The sequence below is a fragment of the Streptomyces sp. NPDC043996 genome (genome assembly GCF_056435225.1).
In genome coordinates, this window is the sequence record NZ_JBWKEY010000005.1 from 121,921 (window position 1) to 142,116 (window position 20,196).

The following is a 20,196-nucleotide window of genomic DNA, read 5'->3' on the forward strand; positions in this document are numbered from 1 at the left end:
CTCCTCGCCCGGCCGGTCCTTCAGCTCGATCAGGAACTGAGCTGCGCGATTAATCGTAAAGGGTGGTACTGACACCCGGCCGTCCGATTCGCCGATTCGCAGCAACCGCGTAACACGGCGTGTTACGTTTTGGGGTATGGCCATGAAGGCGCGTTTCAGCATCAGCATGGACCCCGTGCTGCACGCGGCGGTCAAGAAATCCTCCGAGGCGCTGGGCCTTGATGTCTCGGCGTACGTCACGGCCGCGGTGCGGCGGCAGATGGCGGAGGATGAGGTCGTGGTGCGCCGGTTCGCGGGCATAGACGCCGCGATCGCGGCCACGGACGCCGCTCCGGTGCCGGTCGAGGCTGCGGTGGACATCACGGAGGAGGACGTCGCGGCAGCACGGGCCGGCATGGCTCAGGCGTTGGCCGCCGCGGAGGACCACGTCGCGTGAACCACCCGGTATTCGTCTACGACGCCGGAATGCTCCTCGCTGTCGACCGCCAGGACCGCCCCGCACTCCTCTTGCACCGCGCGCTGCTCGGCCCGGGCCACCCGCCGGTGATCCCGCTGCCCGTCCTCGCGCAGGCGTGGCGGCCCGGCAGGTGGACGCCGCTGACCAGGCTGATCTCGGAGTGCGTGGTCTTCGGAGCCCGGAGTGCCGAGCCGCCGCCGTGCGGTGTGTGCCAGGGCGGACACGTGACCGATGACGCCAAGCGGTCCGGGCAGGTCCTCGCACTGACTGGTCTGCCGGACGAGGAGCGCCCCGACGCGGTGGACGCGCTCGCGGTCGTCGTCGCGGCGCGTCACCCGGAGGCGGTCGTGGTCACGTCCGACCCTCGGGGGCTGTGCGCCTACCGGAACGCTCTGGATCAGGGCGGCACGGGCGTGCGGATTCTGCCGGTGCCGGAGCTGGCGGGATTCCTTGAGGGCAAGCGTGTGCTGCTCTGAGTCGTCCGGTTCCCTCGCCGGGCGTCGGTGAGCGATGCCGGTGTCAGGGGCGGTCCGGTCCGCTCGGGTCCGGGTGGCCGGTCGGCCCGGTCTGTGCTCAAACGGTCTTGCCGGGGCCGGTGCAATCCTCGACGCCCCAGTCGTCGGCGACGGCCGGTACGAGGGCGAGTCTTCGGCCGCCGTCGGCGTCCCCGTCGGCCGTGGTGACCGTCGTGGGGTCGGGCCGTCGCGGGTGGGTGTCGGACACCTCCACGCGTACGACTGCGGTCGTGTGCGCGTGTTTGTGGAGGAGGCGTAGCTCGAAGTTCCGTCCCGGTACGTGGCCGTGGCGGGCGGCGTTGGCCGCGGGCTCGGCGACGAGGAGGGCGACGGTGTCGGAGAACGGGCTGCCGGGCGGGACGCCCCAGTCGTCGAGCCGGGCCACGGCGGTCCGGCGGGCGAGGCTCGCGCCGAGTGGGGTGGCGGGGAGGTTAACGTCCTGGACTGGGCGGGTAACTAGCCGTAACCATAGGCAGGTTGGCCGACGCGGGGCGCGGGGCGCATGGCACGGAAAGCGGGGCGGCGATGACGGCGGACCAGGACGACGGCGGTACGGCGGCGGGTGGCAAACCCGAACTGTCGGACAGCCTCAGGACGTTCGGGGCCGTCTTAAAGGCGCTGCGGGAGGCGGGAGAGCTCACCCAGGAGGAGTTCGCGGTCCGGGTGCGGTATTCGGCGGCGTACGTCGCGAAGATCGAGCAGGGCGAGCGATTCCCTTCCAGAGAACCTTCCGGACCGGACGGCCGAAGTGCTGGAGCCGGTCGCGGGCAAGGTCCTTGCCGTAGCGGCGAAGACCCTGCGGAGGAAGGCCGGGCTGGCGTCCTGGTTCCTGCAACGGGCGGGGATCGAGGAAGAGGCGATCACGCTGTACGCGTATGAGTGCCGGGGGATTCCCAGGGCTGTTGCAGTCAGAGGGATATATCCGGGCGGTGTTCGACTGCAGGCTCCCGCCTGTAACCGAGGAGCAACTGGAACGCGAGGTCGCCGCTCGACTGGACCGGCAGCAACTCCTCACTCAGCGGCCGAACACCGTCTTCAGCTTTGTCATCGAGCAAGCGCTTCTTGAACGCCGCTTGGGAGGAGTTGAGGTCACTCGCAACGTGGAGATCCAGGTCATGCCGCTTTGGCAGGAGGATCACACCGGCGTCGACGGTCAGATGTACTTGGCCGAGCGGCCTGGCCATTAGTGGATCGGCTACGTCGAAGGCCAGCGCTCCAGCAGCCTGATCGCCGCTCCGAACGACGTAAGTGTTCTCCTCCAACGCTATGGCAAGCTGCGTTCCCAGGCTCTGGATTGCTGGGCTACGGTGAGCTTGCTGGAAATCAGGCGCGAGGAGCGCTATGAGCACCACGGAAGACCTGGACTGGTTCAAGAGCAGCTACAGCGGAAGCGAAGGCGACAACTGCATCGAGGTCGCGCTGGACGCCAAAGCCGTCCGCGTTCGGGACTCCAAGGACCTCGGCCGTGACTCGTTCGCCGTCACCTCCAGTGCCTGGGCGGCTTTCACCACGCACGTGTCGGCTTTCTGACTGTCGTCTGTGAGGCGGCGGATCCGCCGCCTCACAGACACACTGCTCAGTCGGACTCTGCGGAGGCCGCCGTCTTCTTCGGGGCGGCGGCCTTCTTCGCGCGGGTGGCGGGGGCAGGGCGCCAGGCGCGCAACGTGTCGTCGGTCAGGCCGAGTTCGCCCTGCTTCTGCTGTCGGAAGGCGAGGATCTCGGCGGCGGGGGAGGCACCGAACTCGGCGTCGTACTCGCCGTACCACTGGTCCAGCCAGGGCTGGAGCTCAAGGAGCCCGGCCAGGAACGGCACGATCTCCTCGCTGCCGAGACCGGCGGTCTGGATGTACGAGGCGAGCGCGAGTGCCTGCTCCAGGTGGTCCCAGCCGGCCCACCCGTACAGTTCGGGCGACTGCGCGTTCACCGTGCCGTACGAGACGAACCGCTCCTTGGGCACGTCGAGCTTGCCGCGGGCGCGCCAGTAACTGGGCTTGAGGAAGTCGGCCGACGTGTACTTCGGTGGTACGGGCGTCCGCTCCCGGATCTTCCGCTTGGCGGGCTCGTCCGGCGCGGCGTCCTCCTCGCGCTGGAGATCCCAGACGTGTTCCCAGTCAGCCCGCTTCTTGAGCGCGGCGGGCTTGTAGCGGAGAGCCGAGATGAACGGGACGTGCTCCTCGGAGAGCAGGTCGCGGACGGTCTTGGCGAGGTCCTGGCGGGGCGCGTAGAGGTCGGCGACGGAGGTGAAGTCCTCGTCGGCGGACAGGGATTCGGTCAGCCGGGCGAGGGTGGTGACGGTGGGGTTGCCGTTCGCGTCGAACCAGTACGAGCGGTCCTCGATCCGGTCGAGCAACCAGGACTTCAGCGCCTTCTGACGCATCGAGTCCCAGCCTTCGGTAGCCCAGCGGCGCTTGTACTCGGGGCGCTCGATCATGCCGATGGCTCGGTTCGACTCGATGACGTCGATGCGCTTCTGGACGAGGGCGCGGTAGTCGTCGGGCCAGTTGGCGGGGATCTCGGTGATGGGGGTGGAGTTGTGCCGCTTGAACCACTCGCCGCTGGCCTCACCGGCGGCAACCCGGCGCGCGAGAACGATCTCGAAGGCGCGCTCGCCGAGGGTGAGTTCGGGGACCGCGGAGGAATCGGGCAGGCGGAGGTCCTCGGAGTGCAGGTTGTAGAGGGAGTAGACCTGCCAGTCGAGTTCCTCTTGGAGGGCGATCATGCGGGCGCGGGCTGAGGCATAGCGGGTTTGGGCGTCGCGGAGGACTGGAGGTGTGGGGGTGGCTTTGGCGGCTAGGATGGAGGGGGTTGTGGCGGAGATTTGCTGGGCGAGGGTGTCGAGTTCGGTGGCGAGGGCCGTAGGAAACTCGGCGGGAAGAGGGAATTCCTGGAGCTTGGTTCCAGTGAACTCGTAGAAATCCTCGAAGGGGATTGTTGACTGGCGTGCCCCTCGTGCGTCTACGGTGCTTCCCTTGTTGTGGCTCACCATCTTGAGCCAGAATCCGGCCGTGGAGCTGTTGAGTAGCCCGAGCAGCCGGACGTGCTCCTCCTCCGGCGAACCCTTCCGCAGCTTAATTACAGGTGCATGCCTGTTGAACACGTTGCCGCCGCGGTCAAGGGCGAAGTGGTTGTGCGTCGCTACGGAGGCGAATGTGAGTGACAAGGGAGTGAGATATCGCTCAGGGACCCATCGATACCACGCCCACCAAGCCTTTCCTGTATCGGCATGGGACTTGCCATCGAAGTCCTTCGTGGACTTCAGTTGTGAGCGCAGTGGCCACAGGATCCGCCCCCACGGAGTGTGTTCATCCCAATCAAGGGGCTTCAAGTCTGCGGCATACGGGGTGATCGCGGACTCGATGTAGTTCTCGGCCCAGTCCCTGATTACTGCACCCGTGACAAAATTACGTGATACAGAATCGGAAACACCCCTGCGCTGCAAGGTATCGGGCGTACTGATGAATGCGTCATCTTGGCCGGGGAAGCTAGCGAATCCAATTGGGCGAGACAGGGTGTCCCGCAACTTGTTACGTGCCGAACTTGCGATTGATTCGTTGAGCTCCAACCCGCCGTCAGTCAGGATCCACGGCTGCTTCTCGAAGTGCCGACGTCGCTCCAAGTCGTCTACCGATACCCACTGCCCCGCGCTCCCGGCTTGGTCGATCTGGTCCACGATCGCCCGCCAGACGAGGCCATTCTCCGCGTTGTCCGGTGCTGAAGGCTCGCCCTGTACGCTTCGGACTGTCCGGATCGTTGTCTGTCGCTTCGCCCCGTCCTTGGGCCGTCCCACTAGGATCACCGTCGGCGTTCCGTGCCCTGGGATATACGCTCCCGACGTGTCGATGACCTCGGTCAGCTCGACCTTGTGCGCGAAGTATTCCTCGATCAGCTTCGTCCCGAACTCTCGCTTCATGAAGGAGTTCGCGGTGATCTGACCGACCATGCCGTAGCTGTGCCCGTCACCTCCGCCCCGCTTGGCTAGCTCGAAGAAGCGCTGGGCAAAGGGGACGGACAATGCGTACGTCCCAGCGCAGGCGTCGTACAGCTCCCGATACAGCTCATTGAGCTTCTTGTCCTTGACCGTGATGTACGGCGGGTTCCCCACCACCACGTGGTACCGCCCCTCCCGCAAAATCCCCGGGAACTCCTGCACGTCCTCCGTCGCATACGAGAACTCCGCCAGCGGGTCGCGACCCGCCCCCTCCTCCCCGAGCCCCAGCTGCAGCTCCAACTGCCGGTCCTTGATGAGCGAGTCGCCCACCGCCAACTGGATCGGCCACTCGTACTCCCGCGCCGCCCCGAACGTCCGCATCCCGCTCGCCGCCATCGCCGCGACCAGCAACCGGAACCGCGCCACCGCCACCGCGAACGGGTTCAGGTCCACTCCGTGAACCGACTTCAGCGCCGCCCGTACCCGCTCGTACGCCCCGACCTCCGGCCGCTCCTCGGCCCACATCCGCACGAGCCGCCGGAACGCGCCCAGCACGAAGTGGCCCGACCCGCACGTCGGGTCGATCATCTTCAGCTCTTCGAAGCCGAACTCCCGTACCGCAGGCGTCATCGTCCGGTCGAGGATGAACTCCTCGACGAATTCCGGGGTTTGGAGCAGCGCGTAGGTCTTGCGCGCCGCCTCGCTCAGGTCCTGGTACAGGTCACCCAGGAACCGGGTGTCCCACCCCTCCGTACCGTCCTCGCTCAGCGGGTCCGTGAAGTCGTGCACCAGCACTGATGCGGCCGACGTGCTGCCGGAGTCGTCCTCCGCCTCCGCCGCCACTGACTTCTGCTCCCGCCAGAACGCCAGCAGCGCTCCCGCCCCGTCATGCGACAGCGGAATCTGGTACAGCGGATTGTGATCCCGGTCGAACAGCAGTCGCCCCGCCTGCCCCGTGCCCAGCTCCGCGAACGCCGTCTCCAGCCAGCCGCGATACGTCGGGTCGGCGTCCTTCGCCATGTACTCCTCGTACCGCGCCTGGGCGACCTCCCGCCCCGCCACGTCCGGCGCCGTGATGTACGGCTCCGCGATCAGCCGGTTGTCCTCGCTGAACCGCACGAAGACCGTGCCGAGCACCCACGCCACCGCGACCTGAGTGACCCGCTCCCCGAGCCAACTGTTCCAGGTCGCCGCCGTGCGGCCGAGCTTCTTCGCCTGGTCGTACTCGCCGCGCAGTCGCGCCCCGACCTCGGGAACGGCCTTGACCTGCGCGTCCAGGTCGGTCTCTGCCGCCTTGACCTGCTTCTGCAGGTCACTGAGGAGGCTCTTGCGGTCGATCACGGACTGCTCCCGAAGTTGTGACTAAAAGGCGAGACGAGAAGGAGGAGAGAAGAGGCGACGATCCGCCGTACGTCAGACGGCGTCCGGCGCCAGATGTTTCCGCGCCACCCACGCGTCCGGCACGACGATCCACTCGTCGAAGCCAGCCTGGTACGGAACACTCTGCCCGGCCAGCCTCGGCGCGCGCGCCGGGTCGGACTGGGCGACGAGTAGCCACAGCGGGTTGCCGCCCTGCCGCGACTCCTCGGCGAGCCGGCCCAGAAGGTCGAACGCGTCGTACCGGGCGAGTGCCGCCGTGTCGGTGAGGAGCAGCGGACCGCTGCCCTGCGCCAGGCGGTCGCGGAGCAGCGGCTCGACCCGGCCCCACGCCTTGTCCGTACGGACCCGCAACTGCTGGTGGGGCCGCGTGCCCGCCTCGGTGGCGTCCGCTTTGAGGACGGTCTCCCAGATCGGCTTGGCCGCCTCGGCGATCACGCCGCGCAGCTCGGCGAGGAACAGCCCGGTCAGCGACACCACCGCCGCCCCGTACGGCTGGCCGGCCAGCCGTCGTACCGCCGTCTCCGCACCCCGGTCCGGCACGGTCAGGACCCGGAACCCGTCCTGCCCCGCCGAGTGCACGAGCCGCTGCTCGGCCTTCACCGCCGCCGCGACCGCCGCGTCCGCGTCGTACTGCGTGGGCGCGGACCGCCGCGCCGCCGAGGCGGCGATACCCCAGCTCGCGGACGTCAGCCCGCTGGTGAACTCCCCGGCGGGGCGGTCTGGGACGAGCCGGAGGGTTTTGTCGTAGCGGGTCGCCAGCTTCAGCTCGAAACCGGCCTGTTTCAGCAACCGCACCAGCGCGCTGCCGACCGGCAGTTCGCACGGGACGAGGGGATCGTCGCCCAGGTCGGGGAAGCGGGTGAAGACCCGCTTGTGCAGGGCGTCGACGGTGAGGCCCGGCTGGCGCTCCTCCTCGACACCCGGCTGCACGGCGACTACACCGGCCTGCGTGATCCGCAGTGCACGTACGAGATCCAGATCTCGTGGATAGATCTCCAGGCGAGGCGTGAGCGCGGCACCCGGGGAAGCCGCGACCGCGATCTCGGCTGTCCGCCGCTCGTCCCAGCCGAGCGCCCCCGGCGGCTGCCGGACCGCGGCCAGCTTGGTGAGAACCGTGCTCGCCGTCGGCAGGGACTCCAGGCCCGCCAGCTCGTCCGCCTGCGTACCCAGCTTGAGCGCGTACTCCTGGAGGGCAGGCAGGGTCGGGGTGTCCGCCCCGTCGTCACTGTCCTCCCCGTCGCGGACGTCGATGACGATCAGTCCGAGCACCGGCTCTGCACCCTTGGGCAGCCGGGCGTGGAAGTACCGGAACCGCGGCGGCGTCTCCTCGTACTGCTCCCGGAACTGCTCCCGCTCCACCACCGCACGCAGCAGCGACAGCGCCAGCGCACGCCGGTCGCGCCGCTTCGCCACCTTGCTGCCGCGCTGGGCGAGCAGCGCGTCGGCGAGTTCGAGCACCGGCACGACCCGGCCGCGATCGGCGACCAGCTCGATCACCTGCTCGCTCAGCAGCTTCAGCGCGGGATCGTTGTACCAGCGCTCGCGCGATTTCTTCACGATCTGCGGGATGCGGCCCACGGTGAGGGCAAGGGCCTTGGCGACGTCCGTCTGCCGGACCCAGGGCAGTCCCTCGGGCAGATCACCGTTCTCATCGGGAAGCCGGAGCAGCAGCCGGACGGCCTCGCGCTCCTTCGCGTTGGAACGGGCGCTGCCGCCCGACGGGCGCGGCACCAGGCGGGACGCCAGCGCGTCCAGGCTCAGCGCGCGCAGCACCTCCGGCCCTGTGTTGCCGCCGCCCGCCGCGACCGATTCGGCGACCGCCTGCTCCAGCTCGGTGACCTCCTCGCGGGCGGCCTTGAGCGCCTCCTTGCTCATCGGCGCCGGTGTCTTGCCGAGTCGCAGGTTCCACTGCTTCTGCCGGTTCTGGATCTCCGTGCGGGTCCGTGCGCCCATGCCCGGCGCGGTCAGGAACTTCCGCACCGAGTAGTCGAGGACGTCCCCCACGGTGTTCAGGCCCAGGTCGAACAGCTGGGACTGCGCCGCGAGGGTCAGGCCCGCCACCGACAGTGGTGTGGAACGGGCGGCCCGCTCCGCCTGCTCGTCGCGGATCTCCTCGGCCGAGGTGTCGTCGTCGCTCTGGCCGATCTGCGGCGCAGCGCTTTCTACCGCCACCACCTTGTTGCCGTGCCCGGAGCTCGGCGCTGTCGTCCGCTGGGCGTCCAGGAAGATCGCGTTCCAGGCGCGCTCCATCGGCTTCAGGTCCGGGAAGCGGTCCTTCACGTCCCGGGCCAGGGCCTTGCGGAAGAAGGCCACCAGGCCGTCCCGCACCGGGTCGTCGAAGGCGTCGGCGGCCAGTTGCGGGTACGGCCACTCCTCCGGATCTGTCTGCCGGGGCGTGACCGAGCCGTCACCCCAGCGGGGCAGCTCGCGGGACGCCATCTCGTGCAGCGTGACAGCCAGCGCGTACCGCTCGGCGTGGCCGTCGTACGAACCGCGCGTGATGATCCCGACGAACGGGTCGAGATAGCCCTCGGTGCCCGCCTCGATCTCCTTCGCGGGATAACCGGCGAGCGAGAAGTCGATCATCACGAGTTGGCGGGTGCCATTGGGGCGGATCCGGATCGCGATGTTGTCCGGCTTCAGGTCCCGGTGCCAGATGCCCTCCGCCTCCAGGTGCTCCACCGCGCCGAACAGGTATTTTCCGTACGTCTCCAGCTGGTCCATGCGGAGGCGGCCGTAGTCCCGCAGCTGACGGGCGACGGTGTCCTCGCGTCGGCGTGCGGGCTTGCCCGTGCCCTCCGTGTCCAGTGCGCGGCTGTCGCCCACGTACTCCAGGGCGAGCACCCTGCGGCCCGCGAGGGTCAGCGGCTCCCGCTCGTACAGCGCGATGATGCTGGAATCCCGGTGGATCCGGCCCAGGACATCGGCCTCCCGGTCGAGCACCACGTGCTTCGCCTCGCTGAGCGCGACCTTGAGCACCGCGACCGGCAGGCTGCCGCTACGACGGGGCTCACCGGCCAGGTCACGGACCAGGAACGCCCGCGACGTCGAGCCCGTACCGAGACGGCGCACGATCTCCCAGCGCCCGGCGAACACATCACCGGCCACGGCTTCCAGCGGGTCCTTCTCCGGCTCTGGCTGTTCCCCGCCGGATGTCGGGGGCTGACCGGCGCCGGCCGAACCGCCGCCCGCCGCGTCGTCGGGGGACTCAGCCTTCTCGGCGAACGCCTCCTCGACGTATTCCAGCATCTCCAGGAAGTCGTCGACCGTGGAGAGGCGGCGGTTCGGCTCGTACGCGGTGGACGCCTCCACCAAGTCGTCGATGTCGGGGTTGAGGCCGTCCACCAGCGCGCTCGGCGCAAGGGTCTCGCCCGCCTCCAGACGGGACAGGACCTCGCTCTGGGTCGCACCCGGCGCCTGCCCGGTGACCAGGAGATAGGTGAGGACGCCGAGCCCGTACACATCGAGCCGGACCGGGTCCGCCTTCGGGATCCGCAGCTCGGGCGCCAGATACGGGTCGGCCTGCTGGGAGACGTGCAGACCGGACACATGGGAGGTGGCAAGGGTCAGCGGCTTGCCCTGGCTGGCGCTGTGCCCGGAGGCGATCTGCCAGTCCGCGATCTGCAGCCGGGGGCTCAGCCAGCGCTGCTCCTCGCCCAGTTCGCGCCCGCGCGGACCACGGTTGCGCGGGATCACGTGCACTGCATGCGCCGACAGCGTGCGGTGATGGAGCCGGTTGGAGTGCGCGGAACGGAGAGTCTCGGCGAGCTGGCGGACCAGTGCGAGACGGCCCGGCAGGCCGAGGCGCTCGCCGTGCTCCACCAGGTAGTCGTCGAGTCTGAGGGTCTCCGGGTGGTAGTCGAAGAGGATCGTCGGGCCTGCGGGGTGCCCCGACGGCAGGTAGCTCTTCAGCTGGACGACGCCCGGGTGCCGGAACCGGCTGAGCACCGTCGCCTCGCGTGCGGCGGCCTTTTCCACCGAGGCGCGCTCGGTGTCCGAAGCGCCCCGCTCGCTGAGGAAGACCCGCACTCGCGCCAGGTCGTGCAACTGGGTGTGACGTCCCAGGTAGTCAGCCCAGGTGGGGCCGGAGTCGAACGACTTCGTCTCCAGGAGGTACGACCCGACCTCGTGCTGACGGCGGACGGACGCGATGCCGAGCTGCTTGAGGGCCGCGTCGACCTGGCGCGCGACCCCGGCAGTCACCTGCCCCCGGGTGTCGTCCGGTGGAACGGCGAGCATCTCCACCAGCTGCCTGACCTTGTACACGCCGTTCAGGTCGGCGCCCGCCAGATTCACCTGGAACCTGTCGTCGGTGAAGCAGACCGCCTCACCCACCCAGATCCTCGGCCGTCCGGGGCCACGCCCCACGACGTTGCCGATCAGACCTGCCAGCTCCTTGGCCTTCTGATTCGTCAGGTGGAGCGGATTGCCGTGCCGACGCTGGGTGCCGCCGGGTGTCGTCTGCACCCAGCTGTTGCCGCCGCCGCTCACCGACCCGTGCCAGTCCTTCAGCTCGACCAGGAACACACCGGCCGGCGCGGTGACCATGAGGTCGATCTCGCGGACGTGCCCGCTGTTCGCGGTGAAGGTGAAGTTCGACCAGGCGCGCCAAGGCTCCTCGTTCGGCAGGAGCCTGCGGATCGCCTCAAGACCGCGGCGCTCGTGCTCGAACTCGGACTCGGTGACCGTCGTCCACCGGCCATCCTCCATGCGGCTCCTGCCCCGTCTCGGCTCATCTGCGTGTATGCCGGTCGCATTCCTGCTGGTGCGGCCCAGGCAACCCGGCTGAAATCCCTGGAAGAAATCCTAGACGGTGAGACTGACAACAGGCGGGCCAGATGTGACAGCGGCCATACAAGGGCAGTCCAGAGGGCTGGAGGGGAGCCGGCCGTGTCGGGTCAGCCGGGAGTCGAGGTGAGCGACAGGACGGGTCCCGTCGAAGTCGGCGGGGTGTTCGGTGAGCGTTGCGGTGGCTGAGCGGGGCGGCGTGGGTGAGGGCCATGGGCGAGTGACCGGAATGTGGGCCTTGCGGTTCGTCCGAAGACGTACGGGTCGGAACACGCAACTCTTCTGTACGTGTGAGAGATTGAGCGGGATATCGAGGGGTTCAGTACCACTTGTCGTGGGATTGTTAGGTATAGGTGGATATGTGCGAGTTTCTCGTTGTGGTGGAACGACGCCATACCACCGGTCGTGCCGCCGTAGGCGCAAAGGACTATTCACCCGTTGCCAGGATCACGGCTTCACCTTTGTCACGGTTACCGACCTGGCGGAACTCGCACTGTTCGGCCTGGCCTTCGGAGTGTGGACGCTCTTCGGGGCAGCCACCTGATGCGGCGGAGCCGCAGCCAAGGAGGATGGGCTGCGATTCCCTGGTGGGCGTGGGGGCTGGGAGGCCTGGCAGGAGCCGAGGCGGTCGGCCGTGATGATGCGAGTTGGCCGCTCGGTGCTTGCCGCAGGGACCTGCCGGAGTCCGCTCTTCTCTCCCGCAGAGAGTGGTCCTGGACCGTGCGTGTTCATGGGACCGCGACAGGTCGGTGGAGGGCTGGGGCGCAGGGTCGCGACGGGCGGAGCCTGGACCCGTGGCGCACATTTGACGCCCGCCCCGGCGGGGCGTCACTCGGTTGCGAAGGTTGGTCGCTTCTTGCAATGGTGAACCGTTGAGTGGGTTCAGGCGCTTCGCGTAGCACTCGGCCTACTCGATCCACGCCTGTGCTTCGGCCATGGTCGGCCCGGTCGGTAGACCTTCTGTACAGGTCGGAGTGCGCCTGTGCGCTCGACGAAGCGCGTGGCGTGCTTCCACGCTGCGGGCTGTGCTTCGAGGCTTCCCATCGCTGGCACTTCCACCATGCTTCCTTCAAGTCGGACAGGCGCTCGCGTTCGGTTGCCTCTCCACTGATGCGGACCTCCTGCACGATCTCGGCAAGTTGCTCGGTACAAGCGGTCAGCGGGGAGTAGCCGTAGCGAGGAGGCCTGAACTAGGAGTACTTGCCGGTAACCGCGAGTTCCGTCATGGCAACAGCAGCCTGCCTGGGGCTCTCCGGGGGTGTGTCCCCTTTTGTGCTGTTGGAGAGTGGGCGGCGAGTAGCTGCTGCGCCACGAGGCGTTCGGCCCGCACGTTGTGGGGCTTCGTCCCGGTGTCCGGGTTGCTCGTGGGGTATGGGCAGGTCCTGGCCAGAAAGCCTGAGTCCTGCGGTTCGCTCTGTCTACAGTCGGACTGCATGGCATGTGCAACGCACAGCTGCCGCGGCTGTGGGATGACAGGGGGCGGAATGGGTGGGGAATCGGCACGGCCGTATCCGGTGACCGAATTGCTGACGGCGGTACGGCTGGAAATCGCCGCCGAGCTGCGCAGTGAGGGAAAGGACGGCCAGAAGGTTTCCCTGTCCGCGGGGCGCAGGGTCTCGGTTATCGAAGGGTGGAACGAATATCTGTTCGAGTACCGGAAGTGGCTCGACGCCATGAACGGCAAGCCGGCTCTGGTCCGTGCGTCGCGGTCCACCGGCGTCTGGGCTCCGGCCGAGGTGACGCGTATGCCCGAGGGCAAGGTGCGGCTCGTCACCGAGGGTGATCTCGGGGAGACGCCGGCCCATGTGCAGATCCGGGAGGACGACGCGGCTTCGTGGCGGGTCCTCTCGGAGCGGCTTGAAACGGTGGGGCAGCCTAATCACCCGGTGCGGGTGGAGAGCGCGGGGTGGATGCTCGGGCGCGGTGCCCCCAAGCTTCTGAATGACGGCACGGCCGGGCGCTGGGTGGCCGACTGGGCTTCGCTCCAGCTGAATCCGCGTCAGCGGCAGGCCGTCGAGCAGGCGCTCGCCAGCGAGGTGCTGTTTCTTTGGGGGCCGCCGGGGACCGGCAAGACCGACGTGGTTGCGCACATCGTCGAAGGCACCTTTCGGCAGGGCCATTCGGTGCTCTTCCTCGCGCCCACCAAGGTCGCCGTGGACCAAGCCCTCGAACGGATCTGTGAGCTCCTCTCCGGAGAAGAGGGCTTCGCCGACGGTCTCGTACAGCGTGCTGGTGACATCACCGTTGCCTCACTCAGTGAGAAGTACGGGGATGAGGTGGACCCGGAGCGCATCGCCGCACGGCTGACCGCGCATATCGACGCCGCCCTGACCGAGAACGCCGCGGCGCTCCGGCAGGTGCGCGAGGGCATCGCCACCCACGACAAGGTGGAGGGGCTTCGGGGCGACCTTGCTTCGGCGCAGAGTGCCTACGGAGGGGCGGGGCAAGCACGGGTGATGTGGACCCAGGCGCAGGACGCGGCCCGTGCCGACATATCCGCCCAGGAGGCGGTGATGGCGCGGATCGGGGCCCCGAGCGGGATCTTCGCGGCTCGGAAGCGGAGCCAGCTGGACACCGCGCAGGCTGCAATTGCCCAAGCTCAGGCCTTGATCCGGAACGCGGCCTCGGTCCTGGCCGCCGCCGACCGGGACCTGCGCCGGGCAACGGGTGAGATCACGCGGATCAGGGCGGCGCTTTCGGCCGAGCTGCCGAAGCTGGCGGTACTGCCGAACCGGGTGGCCCTGGACAAGCAGGCCGAGCAACTCCAGGCGGACGTCGACGCACTTGAGAAGCAGCGTGGGGGGATCGAGGACACGGTCCGGTCGAAGTGCCGAGTGCTCGGCGCGACCGTCGCCAAGGCCGTGCAGTCCCGGAAGCTGCTCGACCGGGTCGACGTCGTCGTCATCGACGAGGCGGGAATGGTCGACCTGCCGTCGGCCTGGTACGCGGCCGGGCTCGCCGGCAAGCGAGTCGTGGTGGCGGGCGACTTCCGGCAGTTGCCCGCCGTGACGAAGGGCGACGGTGACCGCAAGGCGACCGGCCCCGAGCGTGACCATGCCCGGCGATGGACCGCCCACGACGTGTTCCACACGGCCGGTCTAGTCGGCGCCGGAGGGTCGGTGAACCGCGACACACGGCTCGTGGCCCTGGACACGCAGTACCGCATGCACAGCGCCATCTGCGCCCTCGTGAACACAGTCGCCTATCCCGACGCGCCACTGCGGACCGGCCGCGGGGACGACTCCCGCATCCCGTTCAATACCCTCGTCGACTCTCCACTGATCCTCATCGACACCTCGCGTCAACGCATCCCCAACCGTGACCACCTCACCAACACCGTCCACGAGGCGGCCGTGCATGAACTCGTCCGCGGCCTGCAGTACGAAGGGGTGCTGCCCGGCCGCAAATGGGAGAGCGTGCCAGCCGGCGAGCGAGCCACCGACCGGCTGGCTGTGATCGCTCCGTACCGGGCGCAGGTGAAGGCGCTGAAGAGCAGCCTCGGCTACCGCTTCGGGGAGCAGTTCGAGGGGCTGGTGGACACGGTGCACCGGTTCCAGGGAAGCCAACGGCCCATCGTCATTCTCGACACCACAGCCGGTGCCGGAGCGAAGCCCGGCTACTTCTTCCAAGGCACAGGTCTGTCCTCGCACACGTGTCGGCTGCTCAATGTCGCCCTGAGTCGTGCTCAGGACCACCTCATCGTCCTCGCCGACGTCGAACACCTTCGCCAGCACCTGCCGGTCGAGAGCGAAGCGCGGCGCATGCTGGACCACCTTGAGGCCCACGCCCAGTGCATGTCCGTCGATGAACTCATCCCCGTGCGCGAAGCCGCCCAACTGGCCTCGCTTCCGGACGACGAGTTGGCCCGTCCGGCCTTCTTCCCCGCCGACGAAGTGCCCAGGGCGGTGGGGTGGGACATCGACAGGGCGCGGCGCAGCATCGACATCTACTGCCCGTTCCTCGATCCCCGGCCCGTACGTGCGTGGTCGGCACAGCTGGCCAAGCGGATATCCGACGGGGTCCGCGTGATCGTCCGGACGCGTCCGGCCGAGGAGCAGACCACGGACGCCGCGGCTGAACGCGTCAAGGGACTGACTGATGAGCTGCGGTCGATCGGCTGCCAAGTGGAGTTCCGCGAGCGCATGCACGAGAAGGTGCTCATCCTCGACGGTGCCGTGCTGTGGCACGGTTCCCTCAACCTGCTGGCGAATGCGGGCCCGACCGACCTCATGATGCGACTCACGGACCCTAAGGCGTGCGAGCGGGTGGGCCGCGTGATCGAGCGGGCGCGCAAGGAGCGGGCCGCGTGGAACCCCAGGTCCGCGGGCGGAAGGGCCCCGGTGCAGGGCGGGAAGCGGCTGTACTTGAACGTTCCGTACGCGGAGAAGGACGAGGCGAAGCGGTCTCTCGGCGCCCGCTGGGACAAGGAGCGTCGTCAGTGGTACGTGGATGCCGAGCGGGTCAGTCGTGAACAGGCGGCGCGATGGCTGCCGCCGTCGCCTTGAGGGGCTGATCTCGGTGGTCCGACTCGAGTGCCGAACGCATCAGATGCAGTCGCACTTCGAGTTCTGGAAGACAAGACCGAGGAATTCCGGTCACCCGTGTCCCCGCAGGATGGATAGGGCGGTCTTATGTAGTGGGGGGTGATCGCCGGGGGTGCCAGCCGCCCGGCGCCGTGAGGAAATCCAGAGGGAGATAGGCGATGTCGCCTGCCGTGAACCGCTCACTGCTGGACACAGTCGAATCCGTCTTTCAAGCACTCGCTGCCGACCCCAATCCACTCACCCTCGACGGAGACGTATTCGGGCAGGACGCTCTGTCCAGGCCGGTTCCGGTGGACGAAGCGAGGACACGGCTGTTGGAGTCCGCGGAAGCGGAGACCCGGGACGCCGTCTGGCGAGCGCTCGTCCACCGCGCTCACAGAGGTACGGATCGGGAAGTGTGGATGCTCGCCGCGATCGGCGTCATGCTGCCGGGCCTGCGCCGCATCAGCAAGAACCAGGCGAGCGCACCACAGGTGGACCGAGGAGATCTGGACTCCGAGGCCGTCGCCGCCTTTCTGTCCGCACTGAACAAGGTCGATCCAACGGCCGACGGCCTGCCGAAGCGACTGTGGTGGGCAGCGTTCCGAGGCGCACACCGCGCCCGGCTGCACGATCTGGATGCCGTTCGGCATCTCGCATCGGATCTCGGTGAGTGCGTGCCCTCGGCGCCACATGTCCCCAGCCATCCGGATCTCGCGCTGGCCAGGCTGTGTAAGGAGGGAGTCATCAGCCAAGCCGAAGGAGACCTCATCGGCCGGACGCGCATCGAAGGTGAACGGCTCGCGGTTGCCGCACGGCGACTCGGCATCAGTTACGAGGCATGTAGTAAGCGACGCGGTCGGGCGGAACGTCGCGTCGTGGAACATCTGACCCGAAGTGAATCAGAGTGGCGTCCGCCTAGGGCAGCTAGTGCCGCTCGACCGTTCACCCTGCGGAACATCGGGCAGAGGCAACTGTCCACGAGCGAGAACGGGCGCGGAACCGAGCCTTTCAGCGCACGCCCCGTCGCGGCGTAAGAGCGAGGAGTCCAGATGCCGTGGGCAGGTGAATGGACGCCGCTGGATTCGATCGAAGCGGCATTCCGGGACCTTGATTCCAAGTCGGCAATCTTCTCACTCGATGTCGACGGCATGGACATCGAGCATGATTTCCCTGAAAAGCAGGCTCCGTTGCGGGACCTTCGCACTCGGCTCCTGGGCAGGGCGACACCCTACGCGGTCCGCGAGGACGTGTGGAAGGAACTGGTCTTCCGGGCACAGAGCGAGGGAGGGGACTGGCCCCTCGCCGCGGTATGGATGATGGCGCCCGGGCTTCGTGGAGCCGCGGCCCGGGTGGTACGAGGCGGAGGGTTGCCCTTTCCGGACGCGGAGGCCGAAGTGATCGAGGGCTTCCTGAAGGAACTCAAGTCGATCGACGTCGATGTGCGCGGCGTGGCGTCGCGACTGTGGTGGGCCGGCTACCGGGCCGGGCTGCGCGCCCGGGCGACTTACACGGGTGGGCTACGAGCCGTCCCCCTGATCGAGCGGTGGGTGTTGCACGCCCACCGCCCGACCTCGGGTCACCCGGACTTCGTCCTGGACCGAGCGGTGCGTGCCGGCGCTGTCACCCCCGACGAGGCCGAGTTGATCGGCCGCACCCGGATGGAGAACGAGGGACTGGCGGACGCCGCACGTCGCCTCGGTATCGGATACACCGCGTGCCGCGTCCGGCGCGCGGTCGCCGAAGAACGCCTCGCCCGCTACTTGCTGGTCCCGGGAGCTGACACGAGGCGGAATCTTCCCGCAAGCCCGACCCTCGCGGAACTGGCAGAGGCTGCCTAATGCTGTTGTCAAGCGATCAGGCGCAGTTGAGGGCGTGCTCTGTAGGGCTCGCGGTCGCGGAGCATGGCGTAGAGGACGTTGACGCGGCGGCGCGCCAGGGTGATCAGGGCTTGGTGATGCCGCTTGCCTTCGCTTCTCTTGCGGTCGTAGAAGGCTCGGGAGACGGAGTCTCGCTGGATGGCACAGAACGCGGACTGGTAGAAGACCTGTTTGAGAGCCTTGTCACCGCCCAGGGCACCGCGCGAGTAGCGGATCTTCCCGGACTGGGCGAGGACGGGGGCGAGTCCGGCAGCGGCGGCCAGGGCGTCGCCGCTGGTGAACCGGTTGATGCTGCCGACCATCGCGATGAACTCGGCGCTGAGGTTGGCCCCCATCCCCGGCAGACTGCGGATGAGGGCCCCGTCAGGGTGTGCGTCCACCCTCTGCTCGATCTCAGCTTCCACGGTCCGCAGCCGGTCCTTGGAGACCAGCAGGTCGGCGGCGAGTTCCCGGATGAGCTGGGCGGTGCGGCGTTCGCCGACCACGCTGGTGTGCTGGGCGCGGGCAGCGGTGACCGAGCGTCGGCCAGCTTGCCGGCCATGGGCTGGTAGACGCCCTGGCGGCGCAGGTATGCGGTGATTCGTGTGGTGCCGGCACGCCGGATCTAGTCTGGGGTGATGTAGCGCGAGAGCAGATGCAGGCTCGACTTCTGGGTGGGGTCGACGATGCGTTCCGGACCAGGATGGATGCTGGTCAGCAGGTCGCGCAGGCGACTGACGCGGGCGGTGGTCTCCTTCACCAGCACCTTGCGGTGGCTGACCAGCAGCCGCAGTTCGGCCGTAGTCTCCTCGGGCAGTTCGATGACGCGCAAGTCGTCCCGGAGCATGGCCTGTTCGGCGATGACCCTCGCATCCCGGGGGTCGGACTTGTTCTCTCCGCCGCGGGTGCCGCGCCGGGCGCGGTTGACTGCCAGGCCGGGCAGGTGGACGCAGCGCAGATCGGCGTTCAGCAGCATGGCGGTCAGCAGTCCCGCGATGCCTCCCAACAGGTCCAGACCCACGGTGAGAGCACCGTGTTCGTCCTGAACGGTGAGCAGTTCGGTGATGGCCTGGTCGATCGACTCGGGGTCGTTGTCGACGCGGTGGCTGAGCAAGTGTCGGCCGCGGTCGTCGATGACCGTCAGCCAGTGGAAGTCCTTGGCGGTGTCGAATCCTGCGGTGGCGACCATGATGTTCCCCTCGCCGTGCAATGTGCGGCGCGTCCCCTTCCGCCTGTCCTCGCCCTACCAAGCGATGGTCCGCAGAGCCTAATCAGCAGTTCAGAAGAGGTGGCGGGACAGGGGGAACAGCCTCCGCAGCCATCCATGGCAGCAAGCATGAAACCCATCCCTGCCCCGCTCGCGCGACCCCATCGTCGCGAACGACCGGGCCGTGCGAAAGAAGCTAGGGCGGCATGACATGAAGAACGAAACGGAAACTCCGCGGATCACGCGGCGAGAACCCGCGCGGGGAGGCGCCGATGCGGCATCAGACCACCTGGCTGAGGAAGGAACCGCCACACAGGGGATCACCGTGCGGGAACTGCTGGCTCTGCCGGTCGTGGTGGATCTGTGTATGGCCGCCAAGGTGCTGCGGCTGGGCAGGACCAGGGCGTACGACCTGGCCCGCCGAGGCAGGTTCCCCTGTCCGCTCCTGAGGATCGGCAACAGCTACCGCGTTCCTACCGCGCACCTGATCAGCCTGGTGGGCCTGCCCGGCCCCAAGGGCCCTGGCGATGAGCGGCCGTGATCAATTCCGGGGCGCTGGACGGGCGCCCCGCCACGGCTTGAGGTCCGACCGTGACGTCATCCTCGCCGTCAGAGCGGTCATCACCGAACGCCTGGGCGGTGAGGCCGGGGACATCCTGCCTTCGGACGGCCTGGTCCCGGATGCTCTCGGAGCGGTGGTGGCGGCCCCCCGTAGGAATGGTGTGCCGAGGCCGTATGTGTCCGTCAGGGCCGAGCTGCCGACCAGCCTCAGGGTCGATCTCTGGGGTTTCGGCACGGCGCTGGCAGGCGCGCTGGCCGACCGCTGCGTCGGGCCCGGAGCGGGGGGAATCCTGCTGGTCGGCCGCGAGCGCCACCCCGTCGTACGGCCTGGATGGGGACTGGTCGCCGCGCTCATCGTCCAGCGGCTCGGCGGGCGGCCGGGAGACTGCGACTTCCGTGTGTACCGGAACATGGCCGACATGGCGGATCCGCTACGGCGGGCGGCATGAGTGACACAGCCGCTGCCGTCTTGGACGTACACGTAGAAGGCCGTGGACGTCACTGCCGAGGCGCTGAGCCGACGACTCCTGAGGAAGGGGCCCTGTCATGTCGCGGAAGGAAAACAGACAACACGAGCCGCGCCGGTGCCCGTCCTGGTGTGTCGAGAACTGCGGCCCGGACCGCGACGGCGCGCACTGGGGTGCTCCGGTGCACCTGGAGGTGCCCGGGGAGCAGGGCGGACGGCCCTCGCCGCCGATGATCACGGCACACCTCGCCTGGCTGCACGAGGATGAAGAGGGGGCCGACGGCCGCACACCGGAAATCTGGGTGTTCTCCGACGGAGGCAGCGCCGAACTGAACTTGCAGCAGCTCGACGATCACATCCGGGATGTGGAGAGCCATGCGCTGCGACTGCGTGCGCTACGGACCCGGTACGCCGCGATCCTCGCGGGAGTGACCGTGGTCACCGGCATGTCCGGGGGCGCCGACGCGCACTCCGCTCGCAGGCCGCCGAGGTCGGCTGCCTGACATGGCCAA

General features: G+C 68.3%; 15 protein-coding genes and 1 pseudogene. 11 read left to right on the forward strand and 5 right to left on the reverse strand.

Annotated features, from left to right (window positions below; all coding sequences use genetic code 11):
* Positions 1-136: 136 nt before the first annotated feature.
* Positions 137-436 carry a hypothetical protein gene (locus AC07A4_RS14740; protein WP_478597776.1) on the forward strand — a complete coding sequence of 100 codons (300 nt, stop codon included), beginning with the start codon at positions 137-139 and terminating at the stop codon, positions 434-436.
* Positions 433-933 carry a hypothetical protein gene (locus AC07A4_RS14745; protein ID WP_478597779.1) on the forward strand — a complete coding sequence of 167 codons (501 nt, stop codon included), beginning with the start codon at positions 433-435 and terminating at the stop codon, positions 931-933. Before AC07A4_RS14740 ends, AC07A4_RS14745 begins: the two co-directional genes overlap by 4 nt.
* Before the next feature lie 97 nt (positions 934-1,030).
* Here the strand turns inward: AC07A4_RS14745 and AC07A4_RS14750 are convergent.
* Positions 1,031-1,387, reverse strand: a pseudogene (locus AC07A4_RS14750) (ATP-binding protein); the annotation flags it as partial.
* A gap of 110 nt (positions 1,388-1,497) precedes the next feature.
* Here AC07A4_RS14750 and AC07A4_RS14755 point away from each other — a divergent pair.
* The 3 genes from AC07A4_RS14755 (at position 1,498) to AC07A4_RS14765 (ending at position 2,502) form a co-directional block, all read left to right on the forward strand.
* Positions 1,498-1,851 carry a helix-turn-helix domain-containing protein gene (locus AC07A4_RS14755; RefSeq protein WP_478597782.1) on the forward strand — a complete coding sequence of 118 codons (354 nt, stop codon included), beginning with the start codon at positions 1,498-1,500 and terminating at the stop codon, positions 1,849-1,851.
* Complete coding sequence (locus tag AC07A4_RS14760; protein ID WP_478597785.1) at positions 1,848-2,159, forward strand: Scr1 family TA system antitoxin-like transcriptional regulator; 312 nt, start codon at positions 1,848-1,850, stop codon at positions 2,157-2,159. The genes AC07A4_RS14755 and AC07A4_RS14760 overlap by 4 nt, the downstream gene beginning before the upstream one ends.
* A gap of 154 nt (positions 2,160-2,313) precedes the next feature.
* Positions 2,314-2,502 carry a DUF397 domain-containing protein gene (locus AC07A4_RS14765; protein WP_478597788.1) on the forward strand — a complete coding sequence of 63 codons (189 nt, stop codon included), beginning with the start codon at positions 2,314-2,316 and terminating at the stop codon, positions 2,500-2,502.
* A 46-nt stretch (positions 2,503-2,548) separates the two neighbouring features.
* Here the strand turns inward: AC07A4_RS14765 and pglX are convergent, their stop codons facing one another.
* Together pglX and pglW are read right to left on the reverse strand one after the other, a co-directional pair.
* Positions 2,549-6,241 (reverse strand): BREX-2 system adenine-specific DNA-methyltransferase PglX, encoded by a 3,693-nt coding sequence (pglX, locus tag AC07A4_RS14770; RefSeq protein ID WP_478597791.1) that lies wholly within the window; start codon positions 6,239-6,241, stop codon positions 2,549-2,551.
* Positions 6,242-6,313: 72 nt separating this feature from the next.
* On the reverse strand, positions 6,314-10,990 hold the full coding sequence (pglW, locus tag AC07A4_RS14775; protein WP_478597793.1) for a BREX system serine/threonine kinase PglW: 4,677 nt from the start codon (positions 10,988-10,990) through the stop codon (positions 6,314-6,316).
* A gap of 1,592 nt (positions 10,991-12,582) precedes the next feature.
* On the opposite strand from pglW, the gene AC07A4_RS14780 reads away from it, so the two are divergent.
* From AC07A4_RS14780 to AC07A4_RS14790, 3 genes are all read left to right on the forward strand, one after another.
* Positions 12,583-15,573, forward strand: a complete 2,991-nt coding sequence (locus AC07A4_RS14780; protein ID WP_478597796.1) for an AAA domain-containing protein — start codon at positions 12,583-12,585, stop codon at positions 15,571-15,573.
* 440 nt (positions 15,574-16,013) lie between these two features.
* Positions 16,014-16,628, forward strand: a complete 615-nt coding sequence (locus tag AC07A4_RS14785) for a hypothetical protein (RefSeq protein ID WP_478597799.1) — start codon at positions 16,014-16,016, stop codon at positions 16,626-16,628.
* Positions 16,629-16,643: 15 nt separating this feature from the next.
* Positions 16,644-17,432 (forward strand): hypothetical protein, encoded by a 789-nt coding sequence (locus tag AC07A4_RS14790; RefSeq protein WP_478597802.1) that lies wholly within the window; start codon positions 16,644-16,646, stop codon positions 17,430-17,432.
* Between the two features lie 8 nt (positions 17,433-17,440).
* Here the strand turns inward: AC07A4_RS14790 and AC07A4_RS14795 are convergent, their stop codons facing one another.
* Together AC07A4_RS14795 and AC07A4_RS14800 are read right to left on the reverse strand one after the other, a co-directional pair.
* Positions 17,441-17,956 carry a transposase gene (locus AC07A4_RS14795; RefSeq protein ID WP_478597805.1) on the reverse strand — a complete coding sequence of 172 codons (516 nt, stop codon included), beginning with the start codon at positions 17,954-17,956 and terminating at the stop codon, positions 17,441-17,443.
* 119 nt (positions 17,957-18,075) lie between these two features.
* Positions 18,076-18,639 (reverse strand): IS110 family transposase, encoded by a 564-nt coding sequence (locus AC07A4_RS14800; RefSeq protein ID WP_478597808.1) that lies wholly within the window; start codon positions 18,637-18,639, stop codon positions 18,076-18,078.
* Between the two features lie 343 nt (positions 18,640-18,982).
* Between AC07A4_RS14800 and AC07A4_RS14805 the strand changes: the two genes are divergently transcribed.
* The 3 genes from AC07A4_RS14805 to AC07A4_RS14815 all read left to right on the forward strand — a co-directional run bounded on the left by AC07A4_RS14805 (position 18,983) and on the right by AC07A4_RS14815 (position 20,187).
* The gene (locus tag AC07A4_RS14805; RefSeq protein ID WP_478597810.1) at positions 18,983-19,198 is read left to right on the forward strand and encodes a helix-turn-helix domain-containing protein; all 216 of its coding nucleotides are present in this window, start codon (positions 18,983-18,985) and stop codon (positions 19,196-19,198) included.
* 37 nt (positions 19,199-19,235) lie between these two features.
* Positions 19,236-19,667 (forward strand): hypothetical protein, encoded by a 432-nt coding sequence (locus AC07A4_RS14810; RefSeq protein ID WP_478597812.1) that lies wholly within the window; start codon positions 19,236-19,238, stop codon positions 19,665-19,667.
* 97 nt (positions 19,668-19,764) lie between these two features.
* Positions 19,765-20,187 carry a DUF6907 domain-containing protein gene (locus tag AC07A4_RS14815; RefSeq protein WP_478597814.1) on the forward strand — a complete coding sequence of 141 codons (423 nt, stop codon included), beginning with the start codon at positions 19,765-19,767 and terminating at the stop codon, positions 20,185-20,187.
* Positions 20,188-20,196: the final 9 nt, after the last annotated feature.

Bases quoted from the DNA above. Each gene is read 5' to 3' on its own strand.
- AC07A4_RS14815 (WP_478597814.1), top strand. From the start codon at position 19,765: ATGTCGCGGAAGGAAAACAGACAACACGAGCCGCGCCGGTGCCCGTCC.
- AC07A4_RS14785 (WP_478597799.1), top strand. From the start codon at position 16,014: ATGCTCGCCGCGATCGGCGTCATGCTGCCGGGCCTGCGCCGCATCAGC.
- AC07A4_RS14800 (WP_478597808.1), bottom strand. From the start codon at position 18,639: ATGGTCGCCACCGCAGGATTCGACACCGCCAAGGACTTCCACTGGCTG.
- AC07A4_RS14755 (WP_478597782.1), top strand. From the start codon at position 1,498: ATGACGGCGGACCAGGACGACGGCGGTACGGCGGCGGGTGGCAAACCC.
- AC07A4_RS14760 (WP_478597785.1), top strand. From the start codon at position 1,848: ATGAGTGCCGGGGGATTCCCAGGGCTGTTGCAGTCAGAGGGATATATC.
- AC07A4_RS14765 (WP_478597788.1), top strand. From the start codon at position 2,314: ATGAGCACCACGGAAGACCTGGACTGGTTCAAGAGCAGCTACAGCGGA.
- AC07A4_RS14740 (WP_478597776.1), top strand. From the start codon at position 137: ATGGCCATGAAGGCGCGTTTCAGCATCAGCATGGACCCCGTGCTGCAC.
- pglW (WP_478597793.1), bottom strand. From the start codon at position 10,990: ATGGAGGATGGCCGGTGGACGACGGTCACCGAGTCCGAGTTCGAGCAC.
- AC07A4_RS14790 (WP_478597802.1), top strand. From the start codon at position 16,644: ATGCCGTGGGCAGGTGAATGGACGCCGCTGGATTCGATCGAAGCGGCA.